The organism is Comamonas sp. SY3, from assembly GCF_041730275.1.
GTDB classification, from domain to species: Bacteria; Pseudomonadota; Gammaproteobacteria; order Burkholderiales; family Burkholderiaceae_C; genus Comamonas; species Comamonas sediminis.
In genome coordinates this window covers 476,599-496,631 of sequence record NZ_JBGTYN010000001.1, presented here as the reverse complement: position 1 = coordinate 496,631, position 20,033 = coordinate 476,599, and the positions used below count along the sequence as shown (strand labels likewise).

At 64.6% G+C, this 20,033-nt stretch carries 20 protein-coding genes and 1 pseudogene; 9 read left to right on the top strand and 12 right to left on the bottom strand.

The features are described from left to right. Positions 1-49: 49 nt before the first annotated feature. The gene (locus ACCQ08_RS02215) at positions 50-259 is read right to left on the bottom strand and encodes a hypothetical protein (protein ID WP_312525791.1); all 210 of its coding nucleotides are present in this window, start codon (positions 257-259) and stop codon (positions 50-52) included. Between the two features lie 173 nt (positions 260-432). Beyond that, positions 433-1,986, bottom strand: a complete 1,554-nt coding sequence (locus tag ACCQ08_RS02210) for a fumarate hydratase (protein ID WP_239811166.1) — start codon at positions 1,984-1,986, stop codon at positions 433-435. Positions 1,987-2,338: 352 nt separating this feature from the next. Between ACCQ08_RS02210 and fumC the strand changes: the two genes are divergently transcribed. After that, the gene (fumC, locus tag ACCQ08_RS02205) at positions 2,339-3,730 is read left to right on the top strand and encodes a class II fumarate hydratase (protein WP_312410225.1); all 1,392 of its coding nucleotides are present in this window, start codon (positions 2,339-2,341) and stop codon (positions 3,728-3,730) included. A gap of 83 nt (positions 3,731-3,813) precedes the next feature. On the opposite strand, the gene ACCQ08_RS02200 is transcribed toward fumC, so the two are convergent. Together ACCQ08_RS02200 and ACCQ08_RS02195 are read right to left on the bottom strand one after the other, a co-directional pair. After that, on the bottom strand, positions 3,814-4,998 hold the full coding sequence (locus ACCQ08_RS02200; protein ID WP_373448720.1) for an MFS transporter: 1,185 nt from the start codon (positions 4,996-4,998) through the stop codon (positions 3,814-3,816). A 112-nt stretch (positions 4,999-5,110) separates the two neighbouring features. Further along, complete coding sequence (locus ACCQ08_RS02195; RefSeq protein ID WP_373448719.1) at positions 5,111-6,142, bottom strand: GlxA family transcriptional regulator; 1,032 nt, start codon at positions 6,140-6,142, stop codon at positions 5,111-5,113. Between the two features lie 205 nt (positions 6,143-6,347). On the opposite strand from ACCQ08_RS02195, the gene ACCQ08_RS02190 reads away from it, so the two are divergent. Continuing rightward, positions 6,348-7,265 carry a Dyp-type peroxidase gene (locus tag ACCQ08_RS02190; protein ID WP_373448718.1) on the top strand — a complete coding sequence of 306 codons (918 nt, stop codon included), beginning with the start codon at positions 6,348-6,350 and terminating at the stop codon, positions 7,263-7,265. Positions 7,266-7,269: 4 nt separating this feature from the next. On the opposite strand, the gene ACCQ08_RS02185 is transcribed toward ACCQ08_RS02190, so the two are convergent. From ACCQ08_RS02185 to ACCQ08_RS02160, 6 genes are all read right to left on the bottom strand, one after another. Beyond that, the gene (locus ACCQ08_RS02185) at positions 7,270-7,746 is read right to left on the bottom strand and encodes a DUF2269 family protein (RefSeq protein ID WP_373448717.1); all 477 of its coding nucleotides are present in this window, start codon (positions 7,744-7,746) and stop codon (positions 7,270-7,272) included. Positions 7,747-7,757: 11 nt separating this feature from the next. Further along, a complete protein-coding gene (locus ACCQ08_RS02180; protein WP_373448716.1) occupies positions 7,758-8,153 on the bottom strand; it encodes a DoxX-like family protein in 396 nt (131 codons plus the stop codon). After that, positions 8,150-9,079: an NAD-dependent epimerase/dehydratase family protein gene (locus ACCQ08_RS02175; protein WP_373448715.1), complete on the bottom strand. Its 930-nt coding sequence runs from the start codon at positions 9,077-9,079 to the stop codon at positions 8,150-8,152. Before ACCQ08_RS02175 ends, ACCQ08_RS02180 begins: the two co-directional genes overlap by 4 nt. A gap of 42 nt (positions 9,080-9,121) precedes the next feature. Next, positions 9,122-9,613 (bottom strand): DUF393 domain-containing protein, encoded by a 492-nt coding sequence (locus ACCQ08_RS02170; RefSeq protein WP_312410207.1) that lies wholly within the window; start codon positions 9,611-9,613, stop codon positions 9,122-9,124. An 86-nt stretch (positions 9,614-9,699) separates the two neighbouring features. Continuing rightward, positions 9,700-10,260, bottom strand: a complete 561-nt coding sequence (locus ACCQ08_RS02165) for a GbsR/MarR family transcriptional regulator (protein WP_239811176.1) — start codon at positions 10,258-10,260, stop codon at positions 9,700-9,702. A gap of 136 nt (positions 10,261-10,396) precedes the next feature. Beyond that, complete coding sequence (locus ACCQ08_RS02160) at positions 10,397-10,921, bottom strand: FKBP-type peptidyl-prolyl cis-trans isomerase (RefSeq protein ID WP_312410203.1); 525 nt, start codon at positions 10,919-10,921, stop codon at positions 10,397-10,399. 53 nt (positions 10,922-10,974) lie between these two features. Here ACCQ08_RS02160 and ACCQ08_RS02155 point away from each other — a divergent pair, with 53 nt between their 5' ends. The 3 genes and pseudogenes from ACCQ08_RS02155 to ACCQ08_RS02145 form a co-directional block, all read left to right on the top strand. Continuing rightward, positions 10,975-12,126 carry a JmjC domain-containing protein gene (locus tag ACCQ08_RS02155; RefSeq protein WP_373448714.1) on the top strand — a complete coding sequence of 384 codons (1,152 nt, stop codon included), beginning with the start codon at positions 10,975-10,977 and terminating at the stop codon, positions 12,124-12,126. Continuing rightward, positions 12,087-12,650, top strand: coding sequence for a hypothetical protein (locus ACCQ08_RS02150; protein ID WP_373448713.1), 564 nt, complete (start codon positions 12,087-12,089; stop codon positions 12,648-12,650). Before ACCQ08_RS02155 ends, ACCQ08_RS02150 begins: the two co-directional genes overlap by 40 nt. Positions 12,651-12,849: 199 nt before the next feature. Next, a pseudogene (locus ACCQ08_RS02145) lies at positions 12,850-13,113 on the top strand (hypothetical protein); the annotation flags it as partial. A gap of 343 nt (positions 13,114-13,456) precedes the next feature. On the opposite strand, the gene bamC reads toward ACCQ08_RS02145, so the two are convergent. Both bamC and dapA read right to left on the bottom strand, forming a co-directional pair. After that, positions 13,457-14,563 carry an outer membrane protein assembly factor BamC gene (bamC, locus tag ACCQ08_RS02140; RefSeq protein WP_239811179.1) on the bottom strand — a complete coding sequence of 369 codons (1,107 nt, stop codon included), beginning with the start codon at positions 14,561-14,563 and terminating at the stop codon, positions 13,457-13,459. 39 nt (positions 14,564-14,602) lie between these two features. Next, entirely contained in the window at positions 14,603-15,499 is an 897-nt protein-coding gene (gene dapA / locus ACCQ08_RS02135) for a 4-hydroxy-tetrahydrodipicolinate synthase (protein WP_239811180.1), read from the bottom strand. Positions 15,500-15,773: 274 nt separating this feature from the next. Between dapA and lgt the strand changes: the two genes are divergently transcribed. The 4 genes from lgt (at position 15,774) to ACCQ08_RS02115 (ending at position 19,891) form a co-directional block, all read left to right on the top strand. Beyond that, a complete protein-coding gene (gene lgt / locus ACCQ08_RS02130) occupies positions 15,774-16,604 on the top strand; it encodes a prolipoprotein diacylglyceryl transferase (protein ID WP_239811181.1) in 831 nt (276 codons plus the stop codon). A 103-nt stretch (positions 16,605-16,707) separates the two neighbouring features. Continuing rightward, complete coding sequence (locus ACCQ08_RS02125; protein WP_239811182.1) at positions 16,708-17,496, top strand: transporter substrate-binding domain-containing protein; 789 nt, start codon at positions 16,708-16,710, stop codon at positions 17,494-17,496. Between the two features lie 251 nt (positions 17,497-17,747). Then, positions 17,748-18,416: a GntR family transcriptional regulator gene (locus ACCQ08_RS02120; protein WP_239811183.1), complete on the top strand. Its 669-nt coding sequence runs from the start codon at positions 17,748-17,750 to the stop codon at positions 18,414-18,416. Continuing rightward, on the top strand, positions 18,413-19,891 hold the full coding sequence (locus tag ACCQ08_RS02115; protein WP_239811184.1) for a malonyl-CoA decarboxylase: 1,479 nt from the start codon (positions 18,413-18,415) through the stop codon (positions 19,889-19,891). The genes ACCQ08_RS02120 and ACCQ08_RS02115 overlap by 4 nt, the downstream gene beginning before the upstream one ends. The last annotated feature ends 142 nt before the right edge of the window (positions 19,892-20,033 follow it).

Sequence of the window (20,033 nt, the reverse complement as noted above, 5' to 3'; positions counted from 1 at the left end):
AGCAGCAATGCTGGCGGCCCGTTTTTTTGCCATTGAAGGCGCGCCGTGCTCAGTCGGCAGGCTTGGCTTGGTCGGCTGCTGCGTCGCCTGCGTCAGCGCTGCTGTCTGCATCTGGCTGCGAGGGCGCACCGTCTTCGGTGTGGTCGGGGGTGTCGGACGCAGAGTGTCCGCTGGCCTTGCGCTGGGCTTTTTCTTCCTTTTTCTTCTTCTTTTCCAGCTCGCGCTGGCGCTTTTCGTACTGGTAATTCGGCTTGGCCATGTTTTTGTTCCTTAGCGGTGTTCAGCCTCCACGATACAGCATGCGCCGTACCTGGGGGCCAAGCATAGTCATGTTTGAGGGCTGGGAAGGGTAAAGCTGGCCTCCAGCGCAGCAAAAAACCGCCCGCAGGCGGTTTCGTGGGTCGCTCGCCCTGGGGCAGGGCGGGGAGCAAATCAGGCGCCTGCGACTTCAATGCCCTTGAATTGGCCGGTGGCGATCTTTTCCTTCCAGATCGCCGGGCCGGTGATGTGGGCGCTGGTGCCGCCGGCATCCACGGCCACGGTCACCGGCATGTCCACCACATCGAATTCATAGATGGCTTCCATGCCCAGATCGGCAAAACCGACCACCTTGGCATGCTTGATGGCCTTGGAGACCAGGTACGCGGCGCCGCCCACGGCCATCAGGTAGGCCGACTTGTGGTTCTTGATGGCTTCGATGGCGACCGGGCCGCGCTCGGACTTGCCGATCATCGCGATCAGGCCGGTCTGCGACAGCATCATGTCGGTGAACTTGTCCATGCGGGTGGCGGTGGTCGGGCCGGCAGGGCCTACGACTTCGTCACGCACCGGGTCCACCGGGCCCACGTAGTAGATCACGCGGTTGGTGAAGTCGACGGGCAGCGGCTCGCCCTTGGCCAGCATGTCCTGGATGCGCTTGTGCGCAGCATCGCGGCCGGTCAGCATCTTGCCGTTGAGCAGGATCGTGTCGCCGGGCTTCCAGCTGGCCACTTCTTCCTTGGTCAGGGTGTTCAGGTCCACGCGCTTGGACTTGTTGTAGTCGGGAGCCCAGTCGATCTTGGGCCAGGTGTCCAGCGATGGCGGGTCCAGGTACACGGGGCCGGAGCCGTCCATCACGAAATGGGCGTGGCGGGTAGCTGCGCAGTTGGGGATCATCGCCACAGGCTTGGAGGCCGCGTGCGTGGGGTACATGTTGATCTTCACGTCCAGCACGGTGGTCAGGCCACCCAGGCCCTGGGCGCCGATGCCCAGCGCATTGACCTTCTCGAACAGTTCCAGGCGCAGCTTTTCCACCTCATCGAGCTCGGCACCGCTGGCAGCCTTTTGCTGCAGCTCGTACATGTCGAGGTCTTCCATCAGGCTTTCCTTGGCCAGCAGCACGGCTTTTTCAGCGGTGCCGCCAATGCCGATGCCCAGCATGCCCGGTGGGCACCAGCCCGCACCCATGGTCGGCACGGTCTTGAGCACCCAGTCGACGATGTTGTCGCTGGGGTTCATCATGATCATCTTGGACTTGTTCTCCGAGCCGCCGCCCTTGGCAGCCACGGTCACATCCAGCTTGTCGCCCGGCACGATCTGCACATTGATGACGGCAGGCGTGTTGTCCTTGGTGTTCTTGCGGGCGAACTGAGGGTCGGCCACCACCGAGGCACGCAAGGTGTTGTCGGGGTGGTTGTAGCCACGGCGCACGCCTTCGTTGATGGCGTCTTCCAGGCCCATCGTGAAGTCTTCCCACTTCACATCCATGCCCACCTTCAGGAACACGTTGACGATGCCGGTGTCCTGGCAGATGGGACGCTGGCCGGTCGCGCTCATCTTGGAGTTGGTCAGGATCTGGGCCATCGCATCCTTGGCCGCCGGGCTTTGCTCGCGCTCGTAGGCCCGTGCCAGGTGCTGGATGAAATCCGGTGTGTGGTAGTAGCTGATGTACTGCAGGGCGCCCGCGATCGAGTCGATCAGGTCCTGCTGACGGATGGAGGTGGTCATCGTGCTTGTGGGGTGGGTTTTGGATTGCGCAAGGCTATGGTGCCGTTGGCGCTCGGTATCACGGCAGCGATTATCGGCCTTTCGCCAGGCCGGTGGTGGCAAATGCCTGATAAGTCTTCTAGAAGACTCAGGTGTCGCTCAGGTGTCGGCCTGCGCTATGAGCATGCGCGCAGCATGGCTGCTCGGCGCAGATGAGAACGGCTGTCATTGACTGCGTTAGGATGCGGTGCCGCGCCCGCTTTGCCGCAAGGCGGGCGGCGCCCTGTTGACGAATCCTGCGGCCCACCAGCCATACGCTTACCAGCCAGACGAGCCGCGTTGCAATTGTTGAGATACAAGGAGTGATCCAGACATGACAGCTACCCGCCAGGAAAAAGACACCTTCGGCCTGATCGATGTGCCCGCCGACAAACTCTGGGGTGCCCAGACGCAGCGTTCGCTGCAGAACTTCGACATCAGCGGCGAGAAGCAGCCCGGCGAGATCATCCATGCGCTGGCGCAGGTGAAAAAGGCCAGTGCCACCGTCAACCACGCGCTGGGCCTGCTCGACGAGAAGAAGGCCAAGGCCATCAATGCGGCCGCCGACGAGGTGATTGCCGGCCAGCACCCCGATGAGTTCCCGCTGGTGGTCTGGCAGACCGGCTCGGGCACGCAGACGAACATGAACGTCAACGAAGTGCTGGCCAACCGCGCCAGTGAGCTGCTGGGCGGCGAGCGCGGCGAGTCGCGCCTGGTACACCCCAACGACGATGTGAACAAAAGCCAGTCCAGCAACGACGTCTACCCCACCGCGATGCATGTGGCTGCCGTGACCGCCATCGAGCGCAAGCTGCTGCCGGCGCTGGAAAAGCTGCGCCGCACCTTGCAGGCCAAGAGCGAAGCGTTCAACGACATCGTCAAGATCGGCCGCACCCACCTGCAAGATGCCACGCCGCTGACCCTGGGCCAGGAGATCTCCGGCTGGGTGGCCCAGCTGGAGCATGGCGCCAAGCACCTCAAGTCGGCACTGCCCCATCTGTATGAGCTGGCGCTGGGCGGCACCGCCGTGGGCACGGGCCTGAATGCCCCCAAGGGCTATGCCGAAGGGGTGGCGCAAGAGCTGGCCAAGCTGACCGGCTACCCCTTTGTGACCTCGCCCAACAAGTTCGAATCGCTGGGCTCCTGCGATGCGCTGGTGTTCGGCCATGGCGCCCTCAAGACCCTGGCCGCCAGCCTGATGAAGATCGCCAACGATGTGCGCTGGCTGGCGTCGGGCCCGCGCAGCGGCCTGGGTGAGATATCCATCCCCGAGAACGAGCCGGGCTCGTCGATCATGCCGGGCAAGGTCAACCCCACGCAGTGCGAGGCGATGACCATGCTTTGCGCCCAGGTGTTCGGCAATGATGCTGCGATCAACGTGGGTGGCGCCTCCGGCAACTTCGAGCTGAATGTGTTCCGCCCGATGGTGGCGCACAACTTCCTGCAGAGCGTGCGCCTGCTGGCCGATGGCATGGTGAGCTTCAACGACCACTGCGCCGTGGGCATCGAGCCCAACCGCGAGCGCATCACCGAGCTGGTGAGCCGCTCGCTGATGCTGGTGACCGCGCTGAACACCCATATCGGCTACGACAAGGCGGCCTATATCGCCAAGAAGGCGCACAAGGAAGGCAGCAGCCTGCGCGATGCCGCTGTAGCCAGCGGCCATGTGACCGCCGAGCAGTTTGACCAGTGGGTCGTGCCCGAGCACATGGTGGGCAATCTGTAAGCGTCTGCCCGCTAGCCTATGCCAGGGCCCGCATCGCTGCGGGCCTTTTTTGTGGGTCCGCCGAGCCAGCAGAAGTGCTGCGCTCAGGCCTGTGCCCGCGCTGCCCAGGCCGCGCGGCCGCCTTGCCAGGCCAGCAGCGCCAGGGTCAGCAGCATTGCGACATTCACCGCCTGCCAACCCAGGGTCTGGATCAGCACGCCGCAGCTCAGCGACATCAGCGCGGCGCTGCCGTTGTTGGTCCATTCCATCATCGGCTGGGCCTGGGCGCGTTCTTCCGGGGCGCTGGCCTGGTTCAGCAGGCTGGTGCCTGCCAGGATCATCAGGTTCCAGCCGGCGCCCAGCAGCAAGGAGCTGATCAAGAAGGGCAGGAACTGCGGGCCGCTCAGCGCCACCGCCGCGCTGGCGGCCAGCAGGGCGGCACCCAGCCAGGCCAGGCGCCGCGCGCCAAAACGGTCTACCGCGCGGCCCGCAAACAGCGAGGGCGCAAACATGCCCAGCACATGCCACTGGATGACCTGGGTGGAGCTGGCCAGCGAGTGGCCCGCACCATGCATGGCCAGCGGGGTGGCATTCATCACCAGCACCATCAAGCCATGGCCGCAGGCGCTCAGCATGATCGCCTGGCGCAGCGCGGGACGCTGCCAAAGCTGGCGCCGCGATACCACCGGCGTGGCGGCTGACCTGGCCTGCATCGGCAGGTGCAGGCGCGCTGGCAGGCATTGCAGCAGCGCGCAGGCCAGCAAGGCCAGCACGGCAATCGCCAGGTAGGCGCCTGCCAGCGGAATGGTCAGGGCGCTGGCCGCATGGATGGCCAGGCTGGGCGCGAGCAGGGCCGCGGCGATGCCACCGGCCAGCACCCAGGCTGCGGCACGGCCACTGTGCTCGGCCGGCATGCCATCCAGCGCGGTAAAGCGGTAAAAACCGGCCGATGCCTGGTAGCCGCCCAGCAGCAGCATCGCCAGGCAGAACAAGCCAAAGCTCGCATGCACCACCGCCCATGCGGCCAGCAGGCCGGCGGCTACCCCCAGCAGCGCGCCGCATTGCAGGCCCCGGGCGCGGCCATGCTGCTGCATCCAGCGGGCCAGGGGGCCAATCGACAGCAGGTTGCCTGCCACCAGCAAGGTCAGCGGCACGGTGGCGAGCACCGGCCAGGGCGCCAGTTGCCGGCCCACCAGGCCGGTGAGGGCGATGCCGATGATGGAGCAGGACCAGTACAGCGCCTGCGCGATGCTGAGGGTGAGCAGTTGGGGGTGGTGTTGGAGCAGCATGGGCGGGGATCAGGGAATGGTGGGACGTGTGGGTGCCGCCGGGCAGCACAGGCTGTCCGGATCGCGTGGGGTATCTGGTTGAGCGGGTCAGCCTCTGTGCGGCTGGCCTTCGCTATCCGGCGCCAAAGCGCTCGGCAAAGGCCTGCGGGCTGATAGACAAGGTCTTGTGAAAGCTGCGGCGCAGGTTTTCCGGGTGGCCAAAGCCGCACAGCCGTGCCACGGTGGAGACAGAGGCCTGGCGCTGGCTCAGCAAGGTGGTGGCGGCCTGCAGCCGCACGCGCTCCACATAGCGGCCCGGCGTGGTGCGCAGCTCCTGCTGGAACACGCGCGCCAGGGTGCGCGGCGGCAGGCAGGCCTGCGCTGCGAGTTGCTCCACACTGAGGCGTTCGCCCAGGTGGCCGGGAATCCATTCCAGCAGCCCGGCCAGGCGTGGCGCCTGCGTGGTCTCTGCCGCCAGCAGCGGGCTGAACTGCGCCTGGCCGCCGGGCCGGCGCACAAACATCACCAGGTGCCGGGCGACGGCCAGCGCCATGCTGCGGCCCAGGTCGGCCTCGATCAAACTCAGCGCCAGGTCGATGCCCGAGGTTACCCCGGCCGATGTGAAGATATGGCGCTGCTGCGGATGGCTGGCATCAAAGGTGTGCAGCCGGTCGCCATCGACCTGGATGGGGCGCTCCATACCCGCCAGTTCGGCCAGGCGGCACCAGTGGGTGGTGGCAGACAGGCCGTCGAGCAGGCCGGCGCGTGCCAGGATCAGCGCACCCGAGCAGACCGAGCCCAGGCGCAACACCTTGGGCGCCGTGCGCTGCAGCCACTGGCGCAGGCCGCTGTGGTGCTGCACCTCGACCACGCCGTCGCCGCCGGGCACCAGCACGGTGCTGTTGGGGGGCGGGCGCAGCTGGGTCAAACCCTGGGTGGCCACCATCTGCAGTCCGCAGGACAAGTTCACCGGCCCGGCTTCCAGCCCGGCAAAGACCAGCTGGTAGAAGGCGGGCAGGCCCTGGCGCTCGCGCACATCGTTGGCCGTGGCAAACACCTGCATGGGCCCGGTGATGTCCAGGCTCATCGCACGCGGGTAGGCAATGCAGATGACGTGGTGGCCGGGCTGGGCGCTGTGGGCGGCGGTGGGGCGGGATGGAGGCATGCGCCCAGTGTGCACGCACGGCAATCTGGCAGCAATGACATTGATCGCACAGATTCTGCCAAGCTGCAGTGAAAGCGCAACACCTATGGCCATGATTGGGGAATGCGAATGGCCAAGGACTTTGTTTGTAGGACAGCTGCGCGACAATAGCTGATTGCAATCCAACAGCCAAGACGCAGCGGCACAGCTGCGCGTCCCGAACACGATGACCGCTTTGAACCAACCAGGAATCCTGCTGGCGCTACCCGCCGCCAGCCGCTACCAACTGTGGAAACTCGCAGGCGATGCACCGGCTGTGCGCGCCGCGCTGGCGCGCTTGCAGCAATGGGCCGATGGCGAGCAGGTGGTCGTCTGCATCGGCCAGCCGGTGGCCGATCTGCTGGGCGTGCAGGTGCCGGGATTGCGCAATTTTCCGGCCATCACCGGCCCACAGGGGCCGCTGGCGCTGACGCCCCATGCGCTGTGCCTGTGGCTGCGCGGCAATGACCGGGGCGATGTGCTGCGCCTGTCGCGCGAGGCCGCAGCGCTGCTGGCGCCGGCCTTCAGCCGCGAGAAGGTGGTGGACTGCTTCCGCCACGGCTGGAACGGCAAGGATGCGGTGCGCGATCTGACCGGCTACGAAGACGGCACCGAAAACCCCAAGGATGACGACGCCGTGCATGCCGCCATTGCCGATGGCATGGGCGCGGGGCTGGACGGCGGCAGCTACTTTGCCGTACAGCAGTGGCAGCATGACATGGATGCCTTTGCCCGCATGAGCGCGCTGCAAAAGGACCACATGATTGGCCGCCGCCTGAGCGACAACGAAGAGCTGGACGATGCGCCTGCGTCGGCCCACGTCAAGCGCACCGCGCAGGAGAGCTTCAGCCCCGAAGCCTTTATCCTGCGCCGCAATATGCCCTGGTGGAAGGTGCAGCCCGATGGCAGCGACGCCGTGGGCGCCATCTTTGCCGGTTTTGGCCGCAGCTTTGACGCCTTTGAAGCGCAGATGCGCCGCATGGCGGGCGAGGAAGACGGCATTGCCGATGGCCTGTTCCAGATGTCCAACCCCGTTACCAACGCCTACTACTGGTGCCCGCCGATGCTGAACGGCCGTGTTGATCTGCGCGCGTTGGGTTTGTAAAACACTAGTTCCAGAGTGAGGGCTTGTTGACCATCAGGTAGTACACGCCCAGCATCGCTACAAAGGCCGGGTAGCCCAGTGCCTCCCAGCGCTTGGCAAGGCGCCGGTACGCGTCGGGCAGCGGCTGGCCCTGGGCATCGGCCTGGGCGGCCATATGGGCCATGCGGATTTGCATGGCCACCACCGGCAACCAGCACAGCCCCGCCAGCACATACAGCGCCATCGACAGCAGCAGCCACGGCGTATGCCAGGGCCAGCCCGCCATTGTCATCAGCGCCCAGCCGCTCAGCGGCTGGATGATGACCGCCGGCGTTGTGAACCACCAGTCAGCCCGCACCACCAGGCGGCTGACCACCGCCTGTGCCGCCACATTGCCGCTGCGGTTGGCAAAGAACATATAGAACGCCGAGCCAAAGCCGGTGCCGACCATCAGCACGCTCGACAGGATGTGCAGGGTTTTGAGCAGCAGATAGGTGTTCATCATCCACTCCGTCAGTCGCGGGTACTGCTGTGCCACAGCAGCCACAGGGCAGCAGCAATCGGCAGGTTTTTGGACAAGGGGCCCAGCGGGTGCAGCCACAGGCCAGGCAACAAGGCGGTGGCGGCCAGGGTCATCACCAGCATGGCGGCCAACGACGTGCCATAGGCCGCGCGCCCGGGCCGGCACAGCAGCCACAGGCCCAGCAGCAGATCCAGCGCCGCACCGCCGCCTATCAGCCAGGCGTGGATGCCGGGTGTCTGAATGCCGCCCGCCACCAGCAACGCAGTGCTTTCGCGCTGCCACTGCAGCAGGCTGGCGATGCCCGTCCACAACCAGACGGCAACCAGGCTCAGCCGCAGCAGCTGCAAAGGCTGCTGCGTGGGCTGTGCGCGTGGCGTGGTGCTCATGCGCGGCTTTCGGGTGAGGGGGGAGCTGCCGGGTTGCGGATCAGCGCCAGCATCTGCCCAGGGTCGGTGGGCGCACGGCCCAACCACTGCGCCATCGGCGCCGGATCGCAGCAGTTGTCCAGCGATGCCAGCTGCAACGAGGCGCTGCACCAGGGGCTGCTGGGCACCGCATCGCCCAGCCGCGCACTGGCCTGGGTGGCCCAGCCGGGCAGGCGCAGCTGCAGGGCCCTGCTGCGGCCGGCCTGCTGGCGCAGGCTCAGAATCATCTGCGCCATGCTGAGGCGCCGCGGCCCGCCGAGCGGCACGATGCCGGTGGTGGGGGACTGCAGCAGCCGCACCATCACCTCGGCCAGCTCGTCGACCGCGACCGGCTGCATCAGGCGCTGCTGCATCACCGCCGGCAGCACCAGCACCGGCAGCAGTGCCAGGCGCATGAACAGCTGGGTGCTGGCGCCCTGTGCGCCAATGACAATGCTGGGCCGCACGACGATGCCGTCGAGCTGGCCTTGCGCAGTCAATGCCAGCAAACGGGCATCTGCTGTGCGCTTGGTGCGCGCATAGGCGGTGTCGTTGTCGTCCACCCCCAGGGCCGAGAGCTGCATCACGCGCCGCACACCCGCCTGGGCGCAGGCCTCGAACAGTGCTTGCGGGCTGGTCTGGTGCAGAGCCTCCAGGCTGGCACCATTGGGCCCCGGCTGGTCGCGCAGGCTGCCCACGGCATTGATGACCAGGTCCACGCCTTGCAGATGGGGCAGCCAGTCGGCGGGCTGCTGCATTCTGGCAAATTGCAGTGGCGGCTGCGAGCGCCTGCTGGCCGCTATCACGCGCATGCCCTGGGCGCGCAACTGGCGCGCCAGCGCCTGGCCGATAAAGCCCTGGCCGCCGCAGAGCAAGACGGTGGGTTGGGGAGCGTTGGGGTTGTGCATGGTCTCTCCTGGTAGGCAAGGGCGTGGGTGCTTGCAGCGCTTTCAGCGCGTGCGGTCGATGTCGCAGGCATCGCTGCCGCGTGCGCAGGCCGCACTGCGCGCTGCAGCCTGCCGCGCCTGGCGCCGTACCGTGCATTGCAGGCCTTGCTCCAGCACCCAGGCCATCGGGGCCAGTGGCAGGCGGTAGCGGTTGCGGGCCAGCAGCGGGTAGAGCTTGTCGAGTGCATCCGCCACCAGCGGCAGCCCGGCCAGCCGGGGCACCCAGGCCCAGCCCACGCCCAGGTAGGCGCGGGTCAGGCAATCGACGCCGGTGTAGACCTTGCCGTCGGCGCCCACGCCGTGGATGGCCTGCATCAGCGCGGCCTTGTCGGCCGGGGCCTCGCTCAGGTCGGCGGTGCTGGCGTCAATAAAGATCAGCTTGCCCGCCTGGTTGCGCAGCATCAGGTGGCGCATCTCGGCGTTGCACATGCGGCAGCTGGCGTCGTAGTAAATGGTCAGCGGGAAGCGGGTATCGGCAGTGTCACGGCTCAGCATATGCATTCCTTTCGATGTTTCTGTCACAACAGAAATAATGGTGCCCAAAAAAGGCCGTTCTCGTTCAGAGTACAGCCGCTGTGTTCTCAGGACTTGTGCAGCGCTTCGGGCTCGTGCGCCGCAGGGCTGCCGCGCACAAAACGCTGCACGGTGGCGCCCAGGGTCAAAATCTTGTCCAGCGTCGCAGGTGAGAGGCGCAGCATTTCGTCGCTCCAGGCGCCCAGCTTTTGCATCAGCTCCAGGGTTGCCATGATGCGGTCCTGGCCATCGGCGCTCTCGCGGGCAAAGTCGGGGCTGTTGACGAGGGACTGCAGCAGGCGGGTGGTAGGGTCGAACTCCCGCTCCTTGCGCTCCCGCACGATGGTGCGAAAAAGCTCCCAGACATCGACACTGGTTTCGAAATAATCGCGCCGGTCGCCCAGCACATGCGTGACCCGCACCAGCTGCCAGGATTGCAGCTCCTTCAAGCTGTTGCTGACATTGGAGCGCGCCACGTTCAAGGTCTCGCTCAGCTGCTCGGCATTGAGCGGCTTGCCCAGCACAAACAGCAGCGCATGGATCTGCGAGACCGTGCGGTTGACGCCCCACATCGATCCCATCTCGCCCCAGTGCAGCACAAATTGTTGTTGGATGTCGGTCATTTGCATGGTGTGGATTCTAGGGTTTCATTTATTTCTGTCAAGACAGAAATAAACAGGCCATGAAAAAGGCCATCTCGGTGGGATGGCCTTGCTCTGGGGTGCTTGGCTGGCGGCTTGGCCGCAGGCGGAGCCAGCGCCGTCGTCAGTGCAGCAGGTTGTTGCCGGGGGCCTGGGGCTGCACGCGGAAGAAGCCGGTGCCGCAGGTGCCTGTGCCAATCTCTTCTTCGGTCGCCTCGCGCACGCCGGCCACCTGGATGTCCAGGCGAATGGCGATGCCGGCCAGCGGATGGTTGCCGTCCAGCACCACATGCTCGGGGTAGAGCTCGGTGACGGTGTAGATCATGTCGCGCGGGGCATCGGGGTTGGTGCCCTGGGGCAGCGCATGGCCTTCGATGGTCATGCCTTCTTCCAGATCCGGCGGGAACAGCGAGCGCGATTCGAGGAAGACCTTTTCCTCGTCGTAATCGCCAAAGGCGTCTTCGGGCTCCAGGTGCAACTGCACGCGGCTACCGACGGTATGGCCTTGCAGCGCCTGCTCCACGCGGGCCAGCAAATCCTGGCCTCCGACGAGGAACTCCACGGGCTCGTCGAGCACGTCCAGGGTTTCGCCCAAGGTGTCTTTCAGCGTCCAGGTCAGTGCGACCACGCATTGATCAGTGATTTCCATAGGACAATTGTCGCAGTTTGGGCCCGGGTGCCCAGAGGATCACCGAGAAAGCCATGCAAATCGAACAAGCACTGCCTCTGCTGGGGGGCATCTCTCCGGCCCAGTTCATGCGCCGTTACTGGCAGAAAAAGCCGCTGCTGGTGCGCGGTGCCGTCAGCGACTGGAAAGACCTGCAGTTGCCGCTGCCGCGCGCCCGGCTGTTTGAGCTGGCCGGCGAGGAGGGTGTGGAGTCGCGCCTGATCCAGCACAAGGCGGGCGCCTGGAGTGTCAAGCACGGCCCGTTCAGCCGCCGCGCCATCCCCTCGCTCAAGACGCCGGAGTGGACCTTGCTGCTGCAAGGCCTCGATTTGCACAGCGACGCCGCCCATGCGCTGCTGCAGCGTTTTGCCTTTGTGCCGGCCGCGCGCCTGGACGACCTGATGGTGAGCTATGCCAGCGATGGCGGCGGCGTGGGCCCGCATTTCGACAGCTATGACGTGTTCCTGCTGCAGGCCCATGGCAAGCGCCGCTGGCGCATCGGCAAGCAAAAGAATCTGGCGCTCAAGGAAGGCATACCGCTCAAGATCCTGGCCGAGTTCGAAGCCCAGGAGGAGTATGTGCTTGAGCCCGGCGACATGCTTTACCTGCCGCCGCGCTACGCGCATGACGGCGTGGCCGAAGGCGAGTGCATGACCTACTCGATCGGCTTTCGCTCCCCCGCGCAGCAGGAGCTGGCCGGCGAGCTGCTGATGCGCATGTCCGAGGGTGACGAGATGGATGGCGAGGTCAATGCCAAGGCCGCCTCGCCGATCTACCAGGATCCCAAGCAGACGGCGGTGCAGGCACCGGGCGCCATTCCGCCAGCAATGCTGGACTTTGCCCGCGCGGCCATCGAAAAGCGCCTGGCCGAGCCGCTGGCGCTGGCCCGCGCGCTGGGCGAGTCACTGACCGAGCCCAAGGCCAACGTCTGGTTCGAGCCCGAGGACTCGCCGGCGATGCTTGAAGCCGTGGCCCTGGACCGCAAGACCCGCATGATGTACGACGAGCACCATGTGTTCATCAATGGCGAAAGCTACCGCGCCGCTGGCCGTGACTTCAGCCTGATGAAGAAGCTGGCCGATGGCCGCCACCTGGACCGCCGCGATATCAGCGGTGCCAGTGACGATGCCTTGCAGCTGCTGTCGCAATGGTGCGAGGACGGCTGGGCCCACGCGGTGCCGCAGTGATGGGCAGCGGCGGCCCTGCACCTGCGGCGTGGCAGCCCGCCGAAGGCCTGAGCGGCCGCTTTGAGGGCCGGGCAGCCTTTGATGCGCAGCTGCAGTACTTTCTGCAGAATGCGGCCGCGCAGGGCTGGCGCCAGATCATCGTGGCCGATGCGGATTTTGCCGACTGGGCCTGGGGCAGCGCCGATGCAGTGGAGCTGCTGCACCAGTGGGCGCGGCAGGGCGGGCAGATGACGGTGCTGGCCCACCGCTTTGACCGGCTGGTGCAGCGCCACCCGCGCTGGGTGCAATGGCGCAGGACCTGGGACCACCGCCTGCAGTGCCGGCGGCTGCTGAGCCGCGATGTGGCGCAAGTCCCCAGTGCGCTGTGGTCGCCGCAGTGGGCGGTGCAGCGCCTGGATGTGGCGCGCTGTGTGGGTGTGGCCAGCGCCGAGCGCAGTGCCATCGTGCCGCTGGGCGAGCGTTTGCAGGAGTGGATTCGCTCCGCCAGCACGCCGGATTTTGCGGCGACCGTACTGGGTTTGTAGGCCATTGTTGACAACCGTGTCTTTCGTTGCTGGCCGGCAACGTTGCAGGGGCTGTTAGCATAGGCATGCGGCCCGGGTAATCCCTATAATTCATTCCAGACGCTGAGGCGTTATTACTTTGTGCTACGCACCCTTGGCCGGAGCGCTTTGCTTGCTCCGGCCCGTTCCACAAGAATCCACCGTCGTTAGGAATACCGAAATGAAGAAATCCCTTGTTATCGCATCGTTGATGGCTGCTGTTGCTCTGGCTGCTTGCGGCAAGAAGGAAGAAGCTGCTGTGCCAGCACCAGCACCTGCGCCCGTGGAAGCGCCAGCACCGGCACCTGCCCCCGCTGTTGAAGCTGCCAAGGACGCCGCCAACGCTGCTGCTGACGCTGCCAAGGATGCTGCTGCCGATGCCAGCGCTGCTGCTTCGAAGGCTGCAGATGCCACCAAGGAAGCCGCCGGCAATGCTGCTGATGCGACCAAGGACGCTGCCCACAACGCGGCTGACGCTGCCAAGGATGCGGGCGCTGCTGCTGCGGATGCTGCCAAGGCCGCTGCTGATGCTGCTTCCAACGCTGCTACCGCTGCCAAGGAATCGGTGAGCAAGTAAGCGCTGAGCCGCGGGCCTGGTGACCACCGGGCCGGCGCTGCTGATCCGCCTGAACGAGCCCGTGCTTTGCACGGGCTTTTTTTGTGGGGGCGCGGGGCTGAGGGGCCTGCTGCTGAGGCCCTTCAGCGGCCGGCGGCGCCAATAAAAAAAGCCACTGCGCATGCGCAGTGGCTTGGGAGGCTGTACACGGCCCAACGGGCCGGGCAGGGCATCACTTCATGTCGTCTGCCAGTACCTTGAGAATGCGCTGTGCATTCGCCGAGGTATCTGCCTTGCCGCTCTCGTTGAGCACGGTGACGTTGCTGGTATTGGCCTCGCTCTTGACCTGGATGCGGTACTTGATCGGGTCCGGTGCATCCGGGTTGCGGTTGAAGATCTTCGCAAAGAAACCGTCGGGCTTCTTGTTCAGATCGGTCGGGTCGATGTAGCGCACGAAGTACACGCCTTGGCTGCGGTCGCGGTCCTCGACGGTGAAGCCGGTGCGGTCCAGCGCCAGGCCCACGCGGCGCCAGGTGCGGTCAAACGGATCGCTGACCTGCAGCAGCGGCGAGCCGTCGGCTGCGGTGGCGATCTTGGAGGTGCTGACAGGGGCCAGCGGTGCGGCCGCAATCGCCTTGGACTGCTCTTCGCTCACGCCCAGCTTGACCATGATGCGGCGCAGGAATTCGGTCTCCAGCTCGGGATCGGCCTTGCGGGGCTGCCAGATGGTGCTGTCCTTTTCCTTGTTGGAGTAGACCTCCTCCATGCCGCGGTGGCTGACATAGACTTCGGTCTTGCCATCAGGGCGGCGCTCGATGCGGGTGCGGAACTTGTCCTGCTCGCCGGTCGAGTAGATCGAGTCGAACACCTTGCCAATGGAGCGGCGGATGAAATCCTGTGGCAGCTTGGCGCGGTTTTCGGCCCAGTCGGTTTCCATGATGCCGATATCGGGGCGCTCGATGGTCAGTGCAAAGCCATTTTCCTGCCAGAAATCCTTGACCGGCTCCCAGATCTTGTCTGCGGGGCGGTCTATCACCAGCCAGCGCTGGTTGCCATCGCGCTCGATCTGCACGTCGCCAATCTGCGAGGCAGCCGTGTTGGCCGTGCCCTTGGGCGCAGCATCCTTTTGCACCTGGTAGGCAGCAGCCGAAACGGTGCCGCCAGGCACGACATAGCGCGAGTCCTTGGACAGCTGGGTGAGGTCCGGAGGGACTTCCAGCGTTGGTCCTTTGGAGGCGCTCTTGTAGTCGATCTTGTCGCCTTCGAGAATATTGCCGGTACCGCAAGCGGCCAAAGTGACAGACAGGCTCAGCACGCTGAGTTTTGCGAGGGAATTCACGTTCAAATCCTTAACAGAGGCAACGCGCGGATGATTGCTTTAGAGCAAGGAGGCTCCGCGCATGGCAGCTTCCACCGTGCCATGCAGACCGGCGGAAAGCTCGGTCATCGGCAGGCGCAGGGTTGGGCCACACAGGCCCATCTTGTTGGCCGCCCACTTTACCGGAATGGGGTTGGCCTCCAAGAAGAGGGCTTTATGCAGCGGCAGCAGTTTATTCTGAATTTCCATAGCCCGACCAACATCCTTGGCAATTGCTGCCTGGCATAGCTGGCTCATCAGGCGCGGCGCGATGTTGGCGGTGACGCTGACGTTGCCGTGTCCGCCGCACAGCATCAGCGCCACTGCGGTGGGATCATCGCCCGAGTAGATGCCAAAGCCGGCCGGTGCATCCTTGATCAGCCACTGGGCGCGCTCGATGTTGCCGGTGGCTTCCTTGATGCCGACGATGCCGGGCACTTCGGCCAGACGCAGGACGGTGTCGTGCTGCATGTCGGCCACGCTGCGGCCGGGCACGTTGTAGAGGAAGATCGGCAGGTCGCCCACCGCTTCGGCAATCGCCTTGAAGTGCTGGAACTGGCCTTCCTGGGTTGGCTTGTTGTAGTAGGGCACGACCTGCAACTGGCTGTCGGCACCCACGCTCCTGGCGTACTTGGCCAGGGTGATGGCCTCGTGGGTGGAGTTGGCACCACAGCCAGCCATGATGGGCACGCGCTTGTTGGCCTGTTCGACGGCAACACGGATGATCTCCATGTGTTCTTCGACGGTGACTGTGGGCGACTCGCCGGTGGTGCCCACCACGCCGATGCAGTTGGTGCCCTCGGCGATATGCCAGTCGATCAGTTTTCGCAGGCTTGCATAGTCCACGCTGCCATCGGCATGCAAGGGGGTGATCAGGGCAACAATACTACCGGTCAATGGAACACTGGTGGAAGTCATAGCGTGGATTGAAAGCTGGATGGAAGATTCTAGCGGTGGCTGGACTGCTGCCGCCGCTGGCAGTATAGCGTGACCCAAGGCGATTGCTGTCATATTGATCGCAAATTCCTTTTTGCTTTGGTCATATTGAATGTTTTGTCTTGGTTATTTGGTTAATTTGACGTAAATTTTTGTTGAACGCGATGATATCGATTGTGTAATCGAATGCGCATGGGCGCGGGTAAGTCCTGTGCCACCACCCCGGTTGGCGCTGCCCGCTGCGAACTGCGGCACAATGCCTGCCATGCTGATGTATCCCCAATTTGACCCGATTGCCATCAAGCTCGGCCCGCTGGCCGTGCACTGGTATGGACTGACCTATCTGGTCGCCTTTGGCCTGTTTCTGTTCCTGGGCATTCGCCGCCTCAAGGACCAGCCTTTTGCCTCGGTTACCACGCCCACCCGCTGGCAACGCAAGGATGTCGAGGACATTCTGTTCTACGGCGTGCTCGGGGTCATCGTCGGTGGCCGTCTGGGCTACTGCCTGTTCTACAAACCCGGGTACTACCTCAGCCATCCGCTGGAGATACTGGCGGTCTGGCAAGGGGGCATGAGCTTCCATGGTGGTCTGGTCGGCGTGATCCTGTCGATGGTGCTGTTTGCCAGGTTGAAGGGCCGGCCCTGGCTGCAGGTGGCCGACTTCGTCGCGCCCTGCATTCCGCTGGGCCTGGCATCGGGGCGCGTGGGCAACTTCATCAATGGCGAGCTCTGGGGCCGCTTCTCCAGCCCCGATCTGCCCTGGGGCATGGTGTTTCCGCAAAGCGGCTCGATGCTGCCGCGCCACCCCTCGCAGATCTACCAGTTCCTGCTCGAAGGCGTGCTGCTCTTTGTCATCATGTGGCTCTACTCGCGCAAGCAGCGTGGTGAGGGCCAGGTGGCCGGCGTCTTCCTGATCGGATACGGCCTGCTGCGCTTCATTGCCGAGTACTTCCGCGAGCCCGATGACTTCCTGGGCCTGCTGTCGCTGAACCTCAGCATGGGCCAGTGGCTCAGCCTGCCGATGGTGCTGCTGGGTATCTACCTGTGGAACCGGGGCCGCAGCCAACCGGTGCTGGCCACGCCGTAAACCGCTTATATCCCTGGTTTTATAGGGCTATACTGATCAGCCGCTGTGCCGGGTTTATCTGGCCCAGCGGCTTTGTTTTTTGCCTGAGCGGAGATAGGACGATATGACAAGAAAATGGGTGCTGGGCCTGGTGGCCGGTGTGTGCATGCTGGGCGGTGCGGCGGTGTCCGCGCAGCAGGCCTTGCCCGATCTGAAAGTGGCCGTGGACCTGAGCTATGAGCCCTTTACCTACAAGCTGCCTACAGGCCAGCCTGCCGGGTTCGACGTGGATATCGCCAATGCGCTGTGCGCCGAGATCAAGCGCAAGTGCGTCTTCGTCGAGCAGGTCTGGGACGGCATGATCCCCGGTCTGCAGGCCAAGAAATACGACGTCATCATCAGCTCGATGGCCAAGAACGAGGACCGCGCCCGTGTCGTGGACTTCACGAACAAGTACTACCACACCGGTGCGCGCATCGTGATGCCCAAAGGCTTTAAATACACCGGTCCCGAATCGCTGAAGGGCAAGAAAATCGGCGTGCTCAAGGCCAGCATCCAGGAAAAATGGGCGCTGACCTACCTCAAGCCTGCCGGCGTCGATGTGGTGTCCTACCCGGGCCGTGACCCGGTGTACCTGGATATCAACTCCGGCCGTCTCGATGGCTCGGTGGCTGACAGCGTCGAGATTGCCTATGGCTTTTTGAAGAAGCCCGAAGGCCAGAACTTTGAATTTGTCAGCGACACCCTGGTGGACAAGAAGATCTTTGGCGAAGGCGCCAGCATTGCGATGCGCAAGGGCCAGCCTGAGCTGAAGAAGTCGCTCAATGATGCGATTGCCGCCATCCGCGCCGATGGCCGCTACAAGAAGATTGCCGACAAGTACTTTGACTTTGACCCCTACGGCAAGGACTGAGAACCTCGTCACATGCTGCGGGCCCATGGCCTCAGCGCAGGAGCAGGCAGGCCCGGTGGAACCGGTGCCTGCTTTTTTTTACCCAAGATGCCTGAGGTGAGCGTTTGCACCGGTAACAGTGATTGCGGACTACGAACCGGGTATTAACACGGGTGCCAAAATGCGCTGTAATTTCTCATAATTACAGGCACGCACTGCAGATGGGACCGCTGGCCCGTGCAGAACGATGGCCTTAATAAAGGAGCAAGCGGATGGCAGTTGCCGGACAGCCTTTGCACGACACGGTGGCGATCCAGGTACGGGATCTGATCTTTGCCGGCACGTTGGCGGCGGGCGAACTGCTGGACGAAAAGGCGCTGTGCGACCAACTCTGCGTGTCGCGCACGCCGTTGCGTGAAGCCCTGAAGTTGCTGGTCTCCGAAGGCCTGCTGCGCCATGAGCCCCGGCGCGGCTGCTTCGTCGAGACCGTGACCGAGCGTGACCTGGACGATATCTTTCCGGTCATCGCCTTGCTGGAGGGGCGTGCCGCCTACGAGGCCACCAAAAAACTCAGCAGCGCCGACCGTGCGGTGCTCGATGTGATGCACGAGCAGCTGGTCGATTACGCCGAGGCGGGCGACATTGCCGCCTACTACCGCATGAACCACCAGATCCACGAGGCCTTCATTACCTTGGCCGACAACCGCTGGCTGGCCCAGGCGATTGCCGATCTGCGTCGCATTCTGCGCCTGGCGCGGCTGCACCAGTTGCGCGCGCCGGGCCGCCTGCAGGCCAGCTTGCAGGAGCACCTGGATATCTACGCCGTGATGCTGACCGGCGACGCCGATGCCGCCGAGCAGACCATGCGCAACCATTTGCTGCAGCAGCGCAAGGCGCTGCTGCGCACCACTCCACTATCACCGTCGAGGATTGCTTTATGACCACCGCTACTGAAACTTCGCCCGCTGCCGGGGTGGACAGCGCTGCCAACAGCTGGCTGCAAAAAAGTGCGGCCTGGCTGCGCTCGGTCGGCATTCCTACCGAGCTGGGCAGCAGCAGCGCTGCCGATGGCGAGCGTGACACGACCGAGCGCCTGAAGGCGACCCTGCGCCGCGGCAATGAAGCGCTGTCGCCGCGCGAGTTGCGCCGCCTGCTGGCCGACCTGCAGGCGGTGGCGGCCAGTGAAGTGAGCGATGCCGAAGGCGGGCGCCTGGCCGAGCCGGTGATGCAGTGGTATGCCGCTGCCCAGCCCGAGCAGCGCCTGGACTGTTGGCGCCTGCTGTGCGAGCAGTTTGTGCCCGACGTGGCCAAGATCGGCCAGGCCCGCCAGCGCTATGAAGACGCCATCGGCACTGCAAGCATGGCCGCTGCCGAGCGCCAGTTGCGCAAGGCCTTGCAGACGCCGCGCATGCGGCTGTTCCAGCGTTTTGCGGTGCCGGCGCAGGGCATGCGCTTTTTGCTGGATCTGCGTGCGCAGATGCTGCCGCAGATCAAAAGCCATGAATGGCTGGTCGCGGTCGATGCCGATCTGGAGTACCTGTTCTCCACCTGGTTCGATATCGCCTTCCTGGAGCTGCGCAGCCTCAGCTGGGATTCGCCCGCATCCCTGCTGGAAAAACTCATCAAGTACGAGGCGGTGCATGACATCCGCAGCTGGACCGACCTGAAAAACCGCCTCGACAGCGACCGCCGCTGCTACGGCTTCTTCCACCCGCGCCTGCCCAATGAGCCGCTGATCTTTGTCGAGGTGGCGCTGGTCGACAAGATGTCGGACAGCATTGCGCCGCTGCTGGACGAGGCCGCTGCCGCAGCCGACGTGAACAAGGCCAGTACGGCCATCTTCTACTCGATCAGCAACACCCAGACCGGCTTGCGCGGCGTGAGCTTTGGGGATTCGCTGATCAAGACCGTGGTGGAGCAGCTGCTGCAGGAGTTTCCGAAGCTGCGCCAGTTTGCCACGCTGTCGCCGATCCCTGGCTTTCGCAGCTGGCTGGGCAAGAACGCAGCCGATGTCTGGGAGAGCGCCGACAAGCGCCTGCGCGCCGAGCTGGGCAAGGCGCTGGACAAGGCCGACCCCACGGCGGACGACTGGATCGCAGCGCTGGAGCAACCCGGTCAATGGCAACCGGGCGACCCGGCTGCCAAGCTGCTGATGCATGCCGCTGCCCGCTACCTGGGCAAGAGCCTGGTCAAGGACAAGCCGGTGGATCCGGTCGCCCGCTTCCACCTGGGCAACGGCTCGCGGGTCGAGCGCCTGAACTGGGCGGGGGACACCTCGACCAAGGGCATCAAGCAGTCCTACGGCCTGATGGTGAACTACCTGTACGACCTCAAGCGCCTGGACAAGCACCGCAACCTGCTGGCACAGGGCAAGATTCCGGTGTCTTCGGGCATCGAGGCGCTGGCCAAGGTCTGAACCTGTTTTGATGGATGGCAGGCCAGCATGGCGCCCCCGGGTGCCGCGCTGCCCTGGAGAGAACTGCAGGCCCCCCATAAGGGCCGCAGCCTGGGTGGTGGGCAGGCTTTGCTGACCATTCAGGGACTGCGCGTTGCTGTCG